This is a genomic window from Gillisella vitis, from assembly GCF_021559775.1.
Taxonomy (GTDB): domain Bacteria; phylum Pseudomonadota; class Alphaproteobacteria; order Rhizobiales; family Rhizobiaceae; genus Allorhizobium; species Allorhizobium ampelinum.
Map to the genome: position 1 here is coordinate 430489 of NZ_CP056049.1, position 16387 is coordinate 446875.

The 16387-nt window shown below is 58.1% G+C and carries 10 protein-coding genes and 2 pseudogenes; 4 read left to right on the forward strand and 8 right to left on the reverse strand.

Annotation, left to right across the window (positions count from 1 at the left end; all coding sequences use genetic code 11):
* Positions 1 to 14: 14 nt before the first annotated feature.
* Together AVCG78_RS23995 and AVCG78_RS24000 are read left to right on the forward strand one after the other, a co-directional pair.
* Positions 15 to 833, forward strand: a complete 819-nt coding sequence (locus tag AVCG78_RS23995) for a M55 family metallopeptidase (protein WP_071203391.1) — start codon at positions 15 to 17, stop codon at positions 831 to 833.
* Between the two features lie 37 nt (positions 834 to 870).
* Complete coding sequence (locus tag AVCG78_RS24000) at positions 871 to 1836, forward strand: isoaspartyl peptidase/L-asparaginase family protein (RefSeq protein ID WP_071203390.1); 966 nt, start codon at positions 871 to 873, stop codon at positions 1834 to 1836.
* Between the two features lie 292 nt (positions 1837 to 2128).
* Here AVCG78_RS24000 and AVCG78_RS24005 read toward each other — a convergent pair whose 3' ends face one another.
* The 4 genes and pseudogenes from AVCG78_RS24005 to AVCG78_RS24020 form a co-directional block, all read right to left on the reverse strand.
* Positions 2129 to 2383, reverse strand: a complete 255-nt coding sequence (locus tag AVCG78_RS24005; protein ID WP_041700031.1) for a GlsB/YeaQ/YmgE family stress response membrane protein — start codon at positions 2381 to 2383, stop codon at positions 2129 to 2131.
* Positions 2384 to 2478: 95 nt separating this feature from the next.
* The gene (locus AVCG78_RS24010; RefSeq protein ID WP_156582779.1) at positions 2479 to 2628 is read right to left on the reverse strand and encodes a hypothetical protein; all 150 of its coding nucleotides are present in this window, start codon (positions 2626 to 2628) and stop codon (positions 2479 to 2481) included.
* Positions 2629 to 2687: 59 nt separating this feature from the next.
* Entirely contained in the window at positions 2688 to 5012 is a 2325-nt protein-coding gene (locus AVCG78_RS24015; protein WP_071203389.1) for a methyl-accepting chemotaxis protein, read from the reverse strand.
* A 699-nt stretch (positions 5013 to 5711) separates the two neighbouring features.
* A pseudogene (locus tag AVCG78_RS24020) lies at positions 5712 to 5867 on the reverse strand (phenylacetaldoxime dehydratase family protein); the annotation flags it as partial.
* Positions 5868 to 5957: 90 nt separating this feature from the next.
* Here AVCG78_RS24020 and AVCG78_RS24025 point away from each other — a divergent pair.
* Positions 5958 to 6155: pseudogene (locus AVCG78_RS24025) on the forward strand (hypothetical protein); the annotation flags it as partial.
* 191 nt (positions 6156 to 6346) lie between these two features.
* A complete protein-coding gene (locus tag AVCG78_RS24030; protein ID WP_234665157.1) occupies positions 6347 to 7129 on the forward strand; it encodes a hypothetical protein in 783 nt (260 codons plus the stop codon).
* A gap of 263 nt (positions 7130 to 7392) precedes the next feature.
* Here AVCG78_RS24030 and AVCG78_RS24035 read toward each other — a convergent pair whose 3' ends face one another.
* The 4 genes from AVCG78_RS24035 to AVCG78_RS24050 form a co-directional block, all read right to left on the reverse strand.
* The gene (locus tag AVCG78_RS24035; protein ID WP_071203385.1) at positions 7393 to 7740 is read right to left on the reverse strand and encodes a hypothetical protein; all 348 of its coding nucleotides are present in this window, start codon (positions 7738 to 7740) and stop codon (positions 7393 to 7395) included.
* Between the two features lie 120 nt (positions 7741 to 7860).
* Positions 7861 to 8388, reverse strand: coding sequence for an Rrf2 family transcriptional regulator (locus tag AVCG78_RS24040; RefSeq protein WP_234617830.1), 528 nt, complete (start codon positions 8386 to 8388; stop codon positions 7861 to 7863).
* A 78-nt stretch (positions 8389 to 8466) separates the two neighbouring features.
* Positions 8467 to 9843 carry an MATE family efflux transporter gene (locus tag AVCG78_RS24045; RefSeq protein WP_071203384.1) on the reverse strand — a complete coding sequence of 459 codons (1377 nt, stop codon included), beginning with the start codon at positions 9841 to 9843 and terminating at the stop codon, positions 8467 to 8469.
* Positions 9844 to 9846: 3 nt separating this feature from the next.
* Positions 9847 to 16377, reverse strand: a complete 6531-nt coding sequence (locus AVCG78_RS24050) for a non-ribosomal peptide synthetase (protein WP_234665156.1) — start codon at positions 16375 to 16377, stop codon at positions 9847 to 9849.
* Positions 16378 to 16387 lie beyond the last annotated feature (10 nt).

A 16387-nucleotide genomic window follows, 5' to 3' on the forward strand; every position in this document is an offset into this window, starting at 1 on the left:
TCTTGGAGTACCCCATGAAAATTCTCATCTCTGTCGATATCGAAGGGGTCGCTGGCGTCTACCACCCGGAACAAACCCGCGCGGGCAATGGCGAATATGAACGTGCCCGCCTGTTGATGACGGACGAAGCCAACGCCGCCATTGCTGGTGCCTTTGATGCCGGGGCAACGGAGGTGTTTGTCAACGATTCCCACGGCTCGTTTCGCAACATGCCGCCAGACCGGCTGGACCCACGCGCCCGCGCCATTCAGGGCAAACCCCGCTACCTCAGCATGATGTCTGGCGTTGAACTTGGCGTCGACGGTGTTTGCCTGATCGGCTACCATTCTCGTGGGCAGGGCTTTGGCATTTTGGCCCACACCATCAACAGCTTTGCCTTTTCGCGGATATTCCTCAACGGGCAGGAACTGGGAGAAGCGGGCATTTATGGCGCTCTGGCGGGTGAATATGGCGTGCCGGTGATCATGGGCAGCGGCGATGATGTGTTCATTGCCGAGAACAAAGACCTGTTTCCCAAAACAGTGTTTGTCGAAACTAAAAAGGCAAGCGGTGGCATCAGCGGCGTCAGCCTGTCGCCATCGGAATCCTGTCTTGCCATTCGTGAGGGCGCACGGGCTGCGGTGGAACAGGCGGGGCAAATGCCCAAATTCACCCTGGCTGGCCCCATTGCCGTGACCATCGAAACCCAATCCACCAGACTTGCAGATCTGTTTTGCCAATGGCCAACCCTTGCCCGCACCAGCGGCAATCAGGTGGCATTTGAAGCGCCCACGGTGGAACATGCCGTGCGTATGATCAACAGCTTGTCGGCCATGTCCACCATGCTGCGCTAACGGCGGGCGATCCATTTTTAAGCATTTCGAGGCATTTATGAGCGATATCAAACCAAATCCCATAGCACTCGCAATTCACGGCGGCTGCGGCGTGATGAACAAGGCGGATATGCCGGAGAGCGAATGGGAAGCCGCCCGCACGGACCTCAAACGCGCATTAAAGGCCGGATGGACCCTTTTGCAGCAAGGCACATCCGCGCTCGACGCTGTGGAAGCCGCCGTGATGGTGATGGAAGATTCGGAGCACTTCAACGCAGGCCATGGTGCGGCACTGAACACCGATGGCGAACACGAGTTGGATGCCTCCATTATGGATGGTTCCACCCTTGAGGCGGGTGCCATTGCCATGGCGCGCACGATCCGCAACCCGATTCGTGCCGCCCGCAAACTGATGCACAGCGGCGAGACCGTGATGCTGGGGGCAAGTGCTGCCGATGCCTTTGCCCAAAAATCCGGCCTGCCGATGGTGGAACAGTCCTATTTCACCACCGAGCGCCGGGTGAAAGCATTAGCATCGTTGAAAGAACACGCCAAAGCCGGAACGGCAGCCCTTGCCAGCGAGGCCGAAAAGCATGGCACGGTTGGCGCTGTGGCACTGGATAGCCACGGGCATTTGGCCGCCGCCACCTCCACCGGCGGCTTTAACAACAAGCCGTCAGGCCGCATTGGCGACACCGCCGTGATTGGTGCCGGAACCTATGCCCGCGATGGCGTGGTTGCCGTCTCCGGCACCGGCAAGGGTGAGTTTTTCATCCGCCATGCCGTGGGCCACGAAATCGCCAGCCGCATGCAGTACTTGGGCGAAAATCTGGAAGATGCCTGCCAGCATGTGGTGTTCACCGATCTTGCCCCCCATCATATCGGAGCAGGGCTTGTCGCGGTTGGTGCAGATGGCTCCATCACTGCACCGTACAACACGGCGGGTATGTTTCGCGGCTGGATCAGTCCGGATGGGCACATGGTTGTCGCAAGCCATGACACGCTGTTTGAAATGCATATCTAGAGAATTGTTTCGTTTTATGGAAACACTGAATGTTGGAGCAGTGTCGGAGGTTGACCTCTATGATCACTCCCGTAGAGCCGTGATTTTTTTGAGATAAAATGGAGATCGGGTGGCACGACGGGCGCTGTAGATCAGCCCGATCTCGTTACGATCTTGCAATTAAAGTCAGGCAATTACTGATTTCGAAGGGGCAACCTTCCTCAGTCCCAATGATTTTGAACCCAAGGCGGGGTTAGCTTAACGCGGCGTCTGAAAAGCGGCAGCAGGCCAAGCCTCCTGGGCTGTCCGTGATTTATGCCCGGCGCACGAGCCTGAGGAGCAGAAGAAGGAGGATCGCCCCGACCGTAGCGTTGACAATCGCTCTGACGATGCCCGTACCCAGGCTGAAACCGAGGCGGGGGAAGAGCCATCCCGCGATGAAGGCGCCGATGATGCCGACAAGAATATCTCCGATCAGACCAAAGCCGCCACCACGTACCACCAGGCCGGCAAGCCATCCAGCAAGGGCGCCCACAAGAAGAAATACAAGCAGGCTCTCATTCGACATCATAGGATATTTCCTTGGCTGGTGGGATTAGGCAATGCTTTGCATAGGCATGGTCGCCTTTCCTAATTCCCATAATGCCTATCGTGATCCTGCCCTTACGTCAAATAGCCAATAGCCAGACCGTGCTCTTGCTTGTCGGCGAGAGCACGGTCTGGATCGAGGATACTCAGGGACGCTTTTTTGTAATCCACGGTATCGCCGCCATCCCTTTCCGAGTCTTTGATCTGAATGCCGGCCAACTTCATGCCGGAATCAGCGACATAATCGAGCGTCTGTGGGCCTCTCCCTTATCATCGCTTAGTGGTTATGCCTTTTCTTGAAAATCGGAATCCTCAGCATCGGGGCCACCCATCGACATATCGAGCACCCAGCCTTTTACGCGGGCCTGCTGACCTGCAACGGAGTGGCCGGGTTTGGACATATGGGCCATGGCGGCCGGTTTTGTTGGGATATTGCTCTTGGGCCGAGCCTTGGTCGACTGGTTGCGCGACGCTTGCATTTTAACGTCACCAGCAATGTCGACCTTAAAGAAGGCGATGGAGGCTTGAAGCTCCTCGGCTTGGGCTGCGAGTTCTTCAGAGGTTGCCGACATTTCTTCCGAGGCTCCGGCATTCTGCTGTGTCACCTTGTCGAGTTGCTGGATTGCCTCGTTGATCTGCGAAGCACCGATATCCTGCTCACGGCAAGCCGCAGAGATTTCTGAGACCAATTCGGCAGTCTTGCGGATGTCGGGAACCAGACGCGCCAGCATTCCACCAGCTTCGGTGGCAACCTGCACAGTCTGTCCAGACAGACCGCTGATTTCGGCGGCGGCTGACTGGCTGCGTTCGGCAAGCTTTCGCACTTCAGAGGCAACAACGGCAAAGCCCTTGCCATGTTCTCCAGCACGGGCTGCTTCCACAGCGGCATTCAGAGCGAGAAGGTCGGTCTGACGAGCGATTTCCTGCACTATGGAAATTTTTTCGGCAATCGTTCGCATCGCGGTAACCGCCCGGTTGACGGCCTCGCCGGAAGCTTCGGCATCCTTCGATGATTGGCGGGCGATCTTCTCGGTCTGGGCAGCGTTGTCAGCGTTCTGCTTGATATTGGCTGCCATTTCTTCCATTGATGCAGAGGCCTCTTCAGCCGCCGCAGCCTGTTCGGTCGCACCTTGCGAAAGCTGCTCTGAGCCGGCGGAGAGCTGCTGTGAACCCGCTGAGACATTTTGACTTGCGGCTAATGCATCGGCAACAACCCCGCGAAGGCGCTCAACCATCGACACAAGTGCAATTCCCAGTGTGTCCTTGTCTGAAAGCGGCTCCGGCTCGACGGTTAAGTCGCCACTGGCAATCAGGTCGGCTATGGTTGCTGTGTTGCGCAGGTTGTCTACCATATTGTTGATCGCATTCTTCATGCTCGCATGATCGCCTTCGCATTCGATGTCCACATGTTGGGTAAGATCACCGAAACTCACCTGGCGAAGAACGCGATTGCCCTCAGAGATCGGAAGAATGATAGCATCCAACATGCCGTTGATTCCCGAGACCAGCTTGGCGAAATCCCCGACGAAATGATCGGCCGCGCCCCGCTCAGAGAGCTTGCCGGCTGTAGACGCGGCAATCAAGCGCTGAAGTTCAGTGGTAATCGCCCGTAAATTTCCACGCAGAGTCTCGATAGTCTCATTGATGAAAGCTTTCTTGCCGGGGAACTGCTCGAGCGGCGCTTCAAAATTGCCCTCACCCAGCGCCTTGATGCAGGCCATGGCCTTCTTTTTGACGGCGATGTGGCTGCTAACCATATCGTTGACGCCCTTGGCCATCACGGCAAAATCGCCCTTGAATTTCTCAACCGGCACGAAGATGTCAATGTCGCCTTTATCGTGCTCGATCGACATCGTATTCATTTCAAAAATCAAACCCTTCAGATTTGCGCGCAAGGTTTCGATCGTCTCATTGATGAATGCTTTTTTGCCGGGGAACTGCTCGAGCGACGCTTCGAAATTGCCCTCACCTAGCGCCTTGATGCAGGCCATGGCCTTCTTTTTAACTGCAATGTGGCCCGCGACCATATCGTTGACGCCTTTGGCCATCACGGCAAAGTCACCCTTGAATTTTTCAACCGGCACGAAGACCTCAATGTCGCCCTTATCGTGCTCAAGCGACATCGTATTCATCTCAGAAATCAGGCCTTTGAGATTGGTACGCAAGGTTTCGATTGTCTCGTTGATGAAAGCTTTCTTGCCGGGAAACTGCTCGAGCGGTGCTTCAAAATTGCCCAACCCAAGTTCCTTGACGCAAGCCATGGCCTTTTTCTTGACCGCGATATGGCCACCGACCATGTCGTTAACGCCTTTGGCCATGACAGCGAAGTCGCCCTTGAAGTCCTCTGAAGGTAACCTGACATCAATGTCGCCCTTGTCGTGCTCACCTGACATGTCAGCGATAGATGCCCCCAGCTTCTGCATCGGCTGCATACTGGCCTCAAGTAACTCGTTGACAGCAATCAGCATCTCTCTGGCTTCACCGGTGACTGCATCGAGATTTGCACGCGCGGCTAGTTTTCCGTCAGCGATACTAACTTTGACGCGCTGTATCTCAGCCACAGCCGCCTGAGATTTGGAAGATTTCTTCATTTGAGTGTAGAAAGACATCGTATATCCTCTATCGGAAGCTGTTTTGGGAGTTACTGTCGCTGATAAGTCGTTGGCGCCCTACGGCGACCGCCCTGTCAAGAACAGACCGGCCAGGTTTTTGCTGAAGCCCAAGCAGGTCATCAAAGCTACCTGGAATGCGCACTGGACCCCTATGGCCAAGCCCGCTTCCCTTTCGATGACCCGCTTGATAAACGCGGTAGCCAAGACACTGCTATCAGTGACGAAAACGCGCACGAATTCCTCTCGCTCCTTGAGGTTCAAGGGATCGACTACGAAACTCAGTCTTAAAACGTGATTTTATGTCGCGTCATGCGAAGGAACATCTCAACTGGATGCTGTGTGGTCTCAATTATAAGATGTAATTGTTAACCATGCCCTAAGGCAATCCCCTTTTTTTAGTGAGATCTCATGTAGCGCTCATGGATCTGTCGCGAGTTTTGGAAGGGTTTCAGACATGACCGTCGCTGGACGCAGTTATGGCGCAATATTGCAAATATTGTGATTTGGCTGGAACTGCCTATTATCGCCCGATCATCTGCCCTGACGTTTGAGATCCTGGGCGAGGCGTGAAACAACTTCGGTGAGAGCGCTGGGACAGAGACCAAAAGCACACTCAAGGGTCCGGGCTTCTCCGCGGATGGCGTCGATTAGATTTAAAATTGCAGCCTGTCCCTGCATAAAAAGCCCGATGGGCTTTCCGGTACTATAGGTCTTCTCAAGAAAATTGCCGTCGAGATCGATATAGCGGACATATCGGTTGCTGTAGCTGCCGAGCGCCTTTCCATTGCCACCCGGAAAATTCATGCCATCGCAAAGCGTCGGTTCGACCTCGTCGAGATAAAGCGTACGTTCGGCACCAAACAATTGATCAAGCCTCTGATGCATTTGAGATATTTTCAATTTTTTCAAGTCGAGAATGCGTCAGCATCTTCGAGACTTGGTATGAGAGGGTTCACGTTGAAAACGGCCTATGTGACGATCAAAGGGTTAGAGGCCATGCGAGCGTTACGCAAAGGCCAGGCTACGATTTTCAACCTGACAAAAGGCATCCGTGGGCAGGCCCATATCGTTGAATGCTCCTTTGCCGTTCAAAAGGTTTGCAACAGAGCTGGATCGGCGTCCGTATTGTCAACCGGATAACAGCCAGAAATTGTGGTGCTGATGCTGACCATTTTTGACGGTCTGCATAGGGTATTCGGGAACGTGACTGACGTCTACTCTTGCGAAGATCTGAGCGGCTTTATACGAACATCGGCAGAAGATTGCATTTGATCGCCTGCTGCACACAATGAAAGCCGCCAGAAATGTCTCTTGGATGTTACGATATCGAAATGCGCAAGCGGAAAGCCGCCGTTCTCGTCGTGCTGTTCTCCCATTCGACCAAGCATCATTTCAAGTCTGTCGATTTTCCGGCGGACGTCCTGAGCATCGCGGATAAGGAAGACACCTATTTCACCAACACGCCAGATATTCTGGCGAATTTCATAAAAGATGTCAGTGCGCCATACGATCTGGTGATTACGATTGGTGGAAGCAAAGGAGGGCATGGGGCGCTGTATCACGGCACGCTTCTCGCTCGCATGATCGAAAAACCTGTTCGTGTCCTTGCCTTCAGCCCGGTTGTCATGCTCTCGGATAACCCGAATGACGTGCCATATGTGTCCTACCAAAAGCTGATGGAGCGAGCGCAGACGACACCAGAACTGGCGGAAAACCTGCGCCAGTCAACCCAGGTGATAACAGCAGACCCGCCGCCCAATCTCACGGCCTTCTGCATCGTCGGGGCCGACAATAAATGCGACTGTGTCGAGGCCAGCCGACTGATCGGCGCGCATATCTTGACGCTGCCTATGCATCACCATGAAACTGTCATCCCATTCCTTTGCGATACCAGCGATGCCAGAGCGGTGACGAAAACCGTGCTGGTGCTGTATGATAGAGCCGCAGAGGAGGCCGATGTTGCCCATCTGCTTGAAAAAGGCAGCGTTGACAAAATGATCGCGGACCTTTCCCGCGTTCCAAAACAGCCTCGCCTCGATGAACTGACGAATCTTGTCATAAAGGGTGATGCAAGCATTGTGAGGCAGGCTGTGACAACGGCAGGCGCTCTTTAAACCTGATCGAATCGACCTAAAGCCTGCGCTTGCATTCATCATTGCCGCCACAGGCATCTCACAAGGATCGAAGCGTCGTCTTGAACGACAAAGCTCCCGCGCGGGCGAAAAAAATCTTACGCTATGGTCCCAAACCGAACCGGCGACACGTCTATCCATCAGCAAGCGAACGTGGTGCCTCCTGAGGCGCACCTTTGATCTCCTGCATAATTCCTCAAGCCAGAGTTGGCTCACAGAGAAAATTATGTAGCGAATATAAGGCATTACGGCGTTTTTTGTGCGTTTTCACAAGACGCACGTCGCTTAAGCAATGTGTTGGGGAGAGAGGGATGATGCATTTCACACGCGAAACCATGACCGTCCTTGCGGTCCTCACGGCCTGTGCGTGCAGACCCGGCCGTAAGCTTGCCCTCTGGGAACTTACCGAATTGCACAATGGCCCCACAGGAGAGGTCGTCAAAAGCATCTTGCTGTTGCTCCGGCATGAACTGTTGCACCGCGAGCCAGACGGCCGCGTGATGCTCGCCATCGATCCAGCCAGCGTCACATTGGGTGCCGTCCTGCGACTCACCCAACCCGATCTTCTCCAAGGCGATAAACACCGCAGCCATAGGCAGCAGAACGTATTCACGCTCGCCGTTGAAGCCGCATCAGTGAATTTCGTGCGGATGGCTGACAAGTTCACGCTCGCCGATCTCATCGCGGACCGCCCATCCGTTGCCTCAGGGCAATCAGGCGTCTGCTTCCAGAGTGTCGTCCACGGGGGACAACTGGGGTGCGGGCAACAGCATCAGACGTTCGCGAACAGGGCGTGAGGTCACGAGGCTGCACTCCAGACAAGCGATAGCGGAGCTATCGGGCGAGGCCACGAGGTCCGCGACAGTAAAGCGGTCGAGCAAACTGACAAGAAAGGACGAGGCCGCGGCAACGATGCCGTCAAGCAAGGGTTGGCCTTTGAGCGTGCCGGGCTCCGGTTCTTCCGCGTTGCCGTCCAGTTCCGGCTGGGTGATCCGCAGCACATCGGCGAGCTTGATGTCCTTGGCATCACGCGCAAGGCGCAGACCACCGCCCGGCCCGCGATCGCTGTTGAGAAAGCCGTTACGGACCAGAAGAGCGACAACTTGATAGGCATGATCCCTCGTCGCGCCGACCTCTTGCGCCAGATGCTGGGCTGGGTATTTCGTCGATGGACTTTTCGCGCAGACCGTCAATATACCGATCGCTATTTCGGATTGCCGCTTCAGGCGCATGGATGACACTATCAAGGGAGTTACTCGTTCAGCCATAGTCGCATATTTGGCTGATGGTGACCATGGGCTTCATTGTGCAAAACAATATCAGGCAATGGCATTGCCCATCCATCCCCGCCCGTGCCAGCGCGAAAGCATGAAACCGGCCTTGAGTGTCTCTTCGATGATCAGCGCGTACCAGACACCTTCCACCCCATAGCCCGCCTGCACGCAAAACAGCCAGGCCAGCGGCAGGCCGAGCCCCCAGGTCAAGCCGATACTGACGAGGACCGGAACCCTGACATCGCCGACAGCCCTGAGCGAATGCAGCAACACGGTATTGAAGGCGAAGCCGGGTTGGATGAGGATGGTCAGCAGCAGAAGGTAGGTGGAAAGCGCCAGAACTTCACCGCCCTGCCCGAACAATCCGAGATATTGATCGGACAAGAGCCAGAACAGAAGCGCGATTGTCGTCGTGACCAAGGTCGCCGCAAAGCTGGAGCGCAGCGCCTGACGATAGGCGTCCTGCCGCCGACCTTCGCCCCAGCGATAGCCGACAAGCACCTCGTTTCCTTGGCTCACAGCCATAACGACAAGGATGAGAAACGTCATGGCCAGCATGACATAGGTACGGCTCAAGACACTTGAGACGCCGAAGCCCGCCACGAAGCCGAGCAGCACAAGCTGGTAAAAACCGTAGCCGATATAGTCCGAAACACTCGGAAAGGCGAGGACAAGCATGCGCCGCACAAGCGAGAGCCGCGCCCTGATCGGCCCACCCTCGAAACGAAGACCAAGGGCGCAATAGACGGCAAGGCCGAACATCAGCGCCATTGCAATCCTTGAGCCGAGTGTTGCATAGGCCGCACCTGTCACCCCAAGCGGGGGGATTGGTCCGGCACCAAGCACAAGAACATAGGTCGCCCCAATGTAAATCACCGACAGGAACAAGCCGGTCATCACAATCACCCGGCTGCTGCCGAAAGCCCTCAGGCAGGCAATCGCAGCCGTGGCAAGCGCATTGAAGACCATGGCAGCGGCAGCGAGGGAAAGATAAAGGCTTGCATCGTGAACGATTGATGCCGGGACATCGAGAATCCGCAAGGCCACCGGTCCACCCAGAAACAGCAGACCGCCTACCAAAAGGCCAAGGAGCGTATTGGTGAAGACCGCAAGCGTTGCGATCTGCCGCGCACCCTCCTCGTCACCACGCCCGAGACTGTGCGATATCAGGATGACAGCGCCGATCCCGACCATGCTCGAAATCTCGAAGACAACCTGAAGCACCTGCCGCACAATCGCCACGGCTGCTGCCGCATTGGCGGAATAGGCGCTCATAATCAGCATTTCCGACAGCATGACCAGAAAGGTCAGCAGCGAATGCACGAACATCGGCAGGCTAAGCCGGAAAAGCGATTTTGTCGTTCGCGCCGATGGCGGGCGGCGCGGCGCGGCCGCATCGCCAAGGGTTTCAACTATCTGCATGCGTCAGGCACCTGTGCGTTCGACCCGCAGGCCACGACGATCTGCAAGGCGATCGCGGCCCGTCTGGCGCAAGAGGGTTCGATCACCTCCAGACCACTGGCCTTCACGACCGGCTTGGAGCTGCGCTATATGGGCGGCCAGAGTTTCCAGTGTCGGAAACTGGAAAAAGGCCGTAATATCAATCGATACGCCAAAACGCTTGCCGATCACACCCTGCAAAGAGACAACAAGCAGCGAATGGCCGCCGCATTCAAAGAAATTGTCACCCGGATTGACGTGGTCGATTTTAAGCGCCTCTCGCCAGATGGCGGCAAGCGTTGCAGCGGGCTCGCCAGAGATCGGCAGGTGCGTTTGCCGCTGTGCCGGTTTTGGTCGGCAGGCCGGAAGTGCGCGGCGATCAACCTTGCCGTTTGGCGTGAGCGGGAAGGCATCAAGCGCGACATAGGCCGATGGCAGCATGTAGAGCGGCAGGCTGCCTGCCATATGTGGTCCAAGCTCCGCGCTCGCCTCCCCGACAAATGGCTCTCGCCAACGCAGATAGGCGATCAGCTGTTTGCCAGCGCCGCCGTCCTCGACAAGCACTGCCGCTTCGGCGACGCGAGGATGGGCCGCAAGCCGTGCCTCGACCTCCCCGAGTTCGATTCGATAGCCGCGCAGCTTCACCTGATTGTCGATCCGTCCGAGAAAATCGAGCGCGCCATTCTCCGCCAAGCGCACGAGGTCGCCGGTGCGGTATAGATGGTAGCCGTCCTGCGGACCACGCCGGAAAGGGTTGGGGATGAACCTGTCTGCCGTCAGGCCGGGTTTGCCCCAGTAGCCCGGGCTCAATCCCGCACCGCCAATGTGCAATTCTCCCGGCGTGCCCGGTGGTACGGGTTCCCCGCGTCGGTCGAGAACATAGAGTTGGGTATTCTGAATGGGGCCAGCAACCGTAACGCTGTGACCATTGAGGTCTTCACGCCGCACCTCAGTGGCCGCAGACCAGATGGTCGTCTCGGTTGGACCGTAAAGATTCCACAGGCAATCGCCCCGATCCAGCAACTCGGCCGCAAGAAGGCTGTCCAGCGCCTCGCCGCCGCACAGCATGCGAAGCCCTCTCGCTCCGCGCCACCCCGCCTCGATCAACATGCGCCATCCGGCAGGCGTTGCCTGCATGACGCTCGGCTGCACACGATCCACGAGCGCGGCAAGACGCCGACCGTCGCGGGCAATGGCGCTGTCCGCAAGCAACACCGTTGCGCCTTGCGAAAGGGGCGCGAACAATTCCAGCCCCGCGATGTCGAAGCCAATCGTGGTCAGCGCCAGCAGGCGGTCGCCTGCGCCAATCCCCGGCCTTTCGGCCATGGACTCGATGAAATTGGCAAGCGCACCATGGGTGATTGCCACCCCCTTGGGCTGGCCGGTGCTGCCGCTGGTATAAAGAATGTAGGCGAGATCATCGGCCTGCACCGCAGCAGGTTCGAAGGATGCCTGCGCACAACCGAATGCCTGGGTCGGGTCCAGCACCGGAACATCTTGCGGTATAACCGCCCGCTCACTGTCCCCAAGATCCGTCAGCACCAGCGCTGCACCAGAATCGGCCAGCATGTAGGCAATCCGCTCTGCCGGATAGTCGGGATCAATTGGCAGATAGGCAGCACCCGACCGCATGACGGCCAGCAGTGAGGGCAGCAATGCGCTTCCACGCCGCAGATAGACCGCAACGACCGCGCCCCGGCCAATGCCTTGCTGGTAAAGACGAAGGGCAAGAGCCTCCGCATAACCGACGAGATCGCCATAGGACATGGTGCTATCGCGGCCCTCACCCACCTGAACGACGGCGGCTTTGCCCGGTTCGCCTTGCGCCCGTGCGATGATCTGGTCGTGCACGGCAGCACATGGCTGCGTCTGCGAACCTCGGCCCGTCTGGAGCAGGATGTCTCGCTCATCGGGCTTAAGCATCTCGATTGTGCCAAGGCAGACTTGCGGATCATCGGCGATGGATGTGAGCAAAGTCTCGTAATGTCGCAGCAGACGATCCGCTCTTGTGGACGACAGACGTGACGGGTCTGCGGCAAGCGCAATCTCTATCTCGGCACCGGGAAAGATCCGGAGCGACAACGGGTAATGCGTGCGCTCATAGCTGCCGGGATCGCTGAGGGTGAGTGTGTGCGTTCCTTCCGCAAAGGCCGCCTGCATCGAAAGCGGCAGGTTCTCAATAATCAGCAACGTATCGAACAGCGGTTGATCGGCGGTCTTGCCAGCCCAGCGCTGGATATCGGCAAGCGCTGCATGCCCATGCTTTTCCCGCTGGCGATGCGCAGACTGGAGGCTTTGAAGCCATTCGCCCACCCTCTCCTCCGGTCGTGTCCGGGCACGAAACGGCACCGTGTTGAGGAACAGGCCAATCATTCGGTCTGCATCTGGCAGGTCCGGCGGGCGGCCCGACAAAACCGTTCCGAAGATCACGTCATCCTCGGCCCCATAGCGCGAGAGAAGCAGCGCCCAGGCCCCCTGTAGCACGGTCGCCAGCGTCAGCCGCTCCCGCCGCGCCATGGCGGTAAGCCGCGTTGCGAGACTGGCATCAAGGCTGCGCCGGATCTCGATAATGGCCCCCTGTGCCGCCTCGCCAATTTTCGCCTCTCCCAAAAATCCGCCTTGCGGCAGATCGGCAAGAGCATGCGACCAATAGGCTTGCGCAGAAGAGATATCCTGCCGGTCGCGCCACGCGACGTATTGGCGATAAGATGGGGGAGGCGTTGGCAGGCTTTCGCCTGCATAAGCCTTCAACATTTCACCGACCAAGAGCGAGCCGCACCAGCCGTCCATCAACAGATGGTGGAAACTCCAGACGAAGCGATGGCGGCCGGGACCGAGCCGGATCAGCGCAAACCGCAAAAGGGGTGCAGCATCCAGCGTAAAGCCACGACGGCGATCCGCCTCCAGCCATGCCGCAAAGGCTGTCTCCTGCCCTGCCGCGTCTTCGCCCGACCAGTCCGCTTCGCGCCATTCCGGCACAACATCCTCGGCAATGACCATGATGGGCCGCTCGACATCCATCCAGCGGCAGGCACCGCGCAAGACCTCGTGGCGGGCGATCACCCTCCCCCACGCCGATTTGAAGGCATCGGCATCCAGCGGGCCTTCCAGCACGCACCAGCATTGCTCGATATAGGTGCCTGAGGCTGGGGCCATCAGACTGTGGAACAGCATGCCCGCCTGCACGGGCGTCATCTCGAAGCTGGAGCCGCTTTCGGCAACCTCGCTTGTCTGAACCGCGCTTTCGGCAACGGCGGCCTCTGCCTGTGCCGCGATTGTCTGCAACTCGAAAATCTGGGTCGGTTCGAGCTTCAGCCCCTTGGCTTGCGCCTTCGCGACGATCTGGACGCCGATAATGGAGTCACCGCCGAGATCGAAGAAATTGTCCTCGATGCCGATATCGTCCCGCCGCAGCACGGTCTTCCATATCTCCAGCAGCGTCGCCTCGATGGCATTGCGGGCTGGAATTGGCTCCGCGCGCGTTGTGGAAAGCTGGGGGATCGGAAGCTGTTTGCGATCCACCTTGCCATTCGGATTGAGCGGAAACTCCTCCAGAATTACAAAGGCCGTCGGCACCATGTAACGCGGCAATTGCGCAGACAGCGACTGGCGCAGCTTGCGCTCAATCTCACCATCGTTCGTTGTCGGCCAATCGCGAACGAGCACATAGGCAATCAGCCGTTCGTTTTCGGCGTCGAGCGTGACGATGGCCTGCTCAACGACGCTCTCGCGCAACAGCTTGTCCTCGATCTCGCCGATCTCGATGCGGTAGCCGCGCAGCTTGACCTGAAAATCCGTGCGGCCGATAAATTCGATCTCGCTATTTGCCAGACGAACAACCGCATCGCCGGTGCGATAGAGCCTCAGCGCAGGGCTGTTTTCATCGTAGAACGGGTTCGGCACGAAACGGGCGGCTGTGAGAGCCGGACGGTTCCAGTAACCGGGGCTAAGGCACGGCCCGCCGATATAGAGTTCGCCGCCAATGCCGCGCGGCAGGGGCTGCATATAGGCGTCGAGAACGTGGAGGTGGGTATTGTCGAGGAGGCCACCAACCGGCACTTTGCCGCTTTCCGCGTGGGCGTGGGTGACCCTGAGCGCGCTTGCCCAGATTGTCGCCTCCGTCGGCCCATAGACGTTCCACAGCTCTTTCGTCCGGTCGATCAGCTTGCGGGCAAGCGGTGCATCCAGTGCCTCGCCGCCGCAAAGGGCTATCAGATGCGGCAATCCCTCCCAGCCGCTGTCGATCAACATGCGCCAATAGGCGGGCGTTGCCTGCAAATGCGAGATACGATCCGTCACAAGCACATCGGCAAGCCGCTGTGGCGCAAGCAGCAGGTCTTGGCCGTAAAGCACGGTGGTCGCGCCGACGCTGAGCGGCAGAAGCATTTCCAGAATGGAAATGTCGAAGGTGGGCGTGGTGATTGCCAAAAGCCGATCACCGGGCGCAAGCCCCGGCGAGACGGCCATAGAGCACAGGTGATTGAGCAGGCTTGCATGGGCAATCGGCACGCCGTTCGGTCGGCCCGTACTGCCGCTGGTGTAGAGAAGATAGGCGATGCGCGCGGGATCAGAGGGCGGCAGCGCGGCAGGGGTCTCGCTCACTGGCATTGGGCGGGTCGGATCAAGGGAGCGCTGGGCCGGATAGAGATCTGCCCTATCCGTCAATACGAGACTGACACCGGAATCCTCAAGCACATAGGCAACCCGATCCGCCGGATGATCGGGATCGAGTGGAACATAGACGGCACCCGCTTTCAGAATGGCGAGGAAGGCAATGACGGATTGCCCCCTGCCCGGCAGCGAAACGGCAACCCTATCGCCGGGGTGAACCGAAAGGCCGACGAGCGTGTCAGTAAGTGCGTCCACGTCTTTCTGTAGTTCGCCATAGGTCCAACTTTGGCCCTTGCTTTCCAGTGCAATCGCATCGGGTTGGAGCCGGGCGACGTGTGCGATTGCATCGTGCATGGTGATGTCAGGCACGGGCCGCGCGGTTGGCGTTCCAAGTGCAACCACGGCGGCCTGCTCTTCCTTTGATAGATAGGCAAGCCTTGGCAGCAGAGCATTGGGAGATTGCAGGATGGAGCCGAGCAAAACCTCGAAATGGGCTGCCATGCGCTCGATCCGCCAGGCATCAAAGATCGCCACGCGATATTCGATGTTCAGCAGATAGCCGGATTCCCGCTCCATCACATACCAGCTGAGATCGACCTTTGTTTCACTCAGCCGTGCTGGCTGTTGGCGAACAATGAGACCATCGATGCCGAAATCGATCTGCTCGGCATTCTGTGCACGGTAGTCTTGCGACTGCAACTGGAACATAACCTGCGAGAGCGGGCTCTGCCGTTGGTCGCGGCTCATGCCAAGTGCCTCAGCAATCAGCGGAAAGGGAAATGCCTGATGGTCGAGCGCGTCCGAGAAGCGCTCCTGAACAACTCCGACCCATTGCGAAAACGTCATGCGCGGATCGAGTTGCGCGCGCAGCACCAATGTGTTGGTAAACAGACCAATCAGCCCTGCGGCATCCGGATCGTTCCGTCCGGCGACGGGCACGCAGACCGACAGGTCACGCTCGCCACTGTAGCGATGAAGCAGCAGCGAAAAGGCCGCAGCCATCACGACAAAAGGCGTGGTTCCAAGCTGGCTGGCAAGCGAGGCGACCTGCGACGACACCGAGACGGGAATAACCCGTGTCACGGTGGCCGCCGTCATGTCAACGCTGCTGCTGCGGGATCGGTCGCTTGGCAATTCCAGCGGCTTGAGATCGGAGAGGGTTTGTTTCCAGTAGTCGCGGGATCGTCCGCAATCCGGGCGCTGAAGCCATGCGTGTTGATCGAGAACCAGATCCCCAAAGTCGCGCGTGATGGGCGAAAGCGCGGACGCGGCACCCGCACGATAGGCGCGGTAGCAGGCCGTCAGCTCGCGCATCAGCACACCGCGTGACCAGCCATCCGCAACGATGTGATGGAGGGTGATCGCCAGCAGGTGTTCGCTCTCATGCTGCCGGAAGAGATGTGCCCGGATCAGCGGTGCCTTTGAGAGATCAAAAGGTTCCGTGGCAACAGCAAGCGCCAGCGCCTCTCCATCTTCGCCTGTCGCTTCCAGATCGGTAAAGCCCAGAGCAAAAGCGTGGTTGGGATGAACCTCCTGCCACGGCTCGCCCGCCTCGACGGGAAAGGCGGTTCTGAGCGGCGCATGCCGGGAGACAATCGTTGCAAGGCTGCGCTCAAGGGCTGCGCGATCAAGCGGCCCCTCAAACCGCCAGCGATAGGCAACGTGATAAGCAGAACTCTCGGGATAGAGGCTCTGCTGGAGCCAGAAATGCTTCTGACCGGGTGTCAGCGGCAAGCGGGCGGGGCGCGTTGACACCCTTGACGTCTCTTGTGGCGTCTCTTCCGGGGCCACCCGTTCCCAGGCGATCCCACGGGCTTCTAGCTGGCGGCGGAAGGCCTCGCGTTCCGCAAGACTGAGCGCCGCAACGCGGGCGCGCAGCGCCAGAATCGGATCGGCAGAGTTCACGGGCAGTCTC

Excerpts from the sequence above, each read along its gene's own strand:
- AVCG78_RS24045 (WP_071203384.1), bottom strand. The coding sequence starts at position 9,843 with ATGCAGATAGTTGAAACCCTTGGCGATGCGGCCGCGCCGCGCCGCCCG.
- AVCG78_RS24005 (WP_041700031.1), bottom strand. The coding sequence starts at position 2,383 with ATGTCGAATGAGAGCCTGCTTGTATTTCTTCTTGTGGGCGCCCTTGCT.
- AVCG78_RS24010 (WP_156582779.1), bottom strand. The coding sequence starts at position 2,628 with ATGAAGTTGGCCGGCATTCAGATCAAAGACTCGGAAAGGGATGGCGGC.
- AVCG78_RS23995 (WP_071203391.1), top strand. The coding sequence starts at position 15 with ATGAAAATTCTCATCTCTGTCGATATCGAAGGGGTCGCTGGCGTCTAC.
- AVCG78_RS24000 (WP_071203390.1), top strand. The coding sequence starts at position 871 with ATGAGCGATATCAAACCAAATCCCATAGCACTCGCAATTCACGGCGGC.
- AVCG78_RS24035 (WP_071203385.1), bottom strand. The coding sequence starts at position 7,740 with ATGGCTGCGGTGTTTATCGCCTTGGAGAAGATCGGGTTGGGTGAGTCG.
- AVCG78_RS24015 (WP_071203389.1), bottom strand. The coding sequence starts at position 5,012 with ATGTCTTTCTACACTCAAATGAAGAAATCTTCCAAATCTCAGGCGGCT.
- AVCG78_RS24030 (WP_234665157.1), top strand. The coding sequence starts at position 6,347 with ATGCGCAAGCGGAAAGCCGCCGTTCTCGTCGTGCTGTTCTCCCATTCG.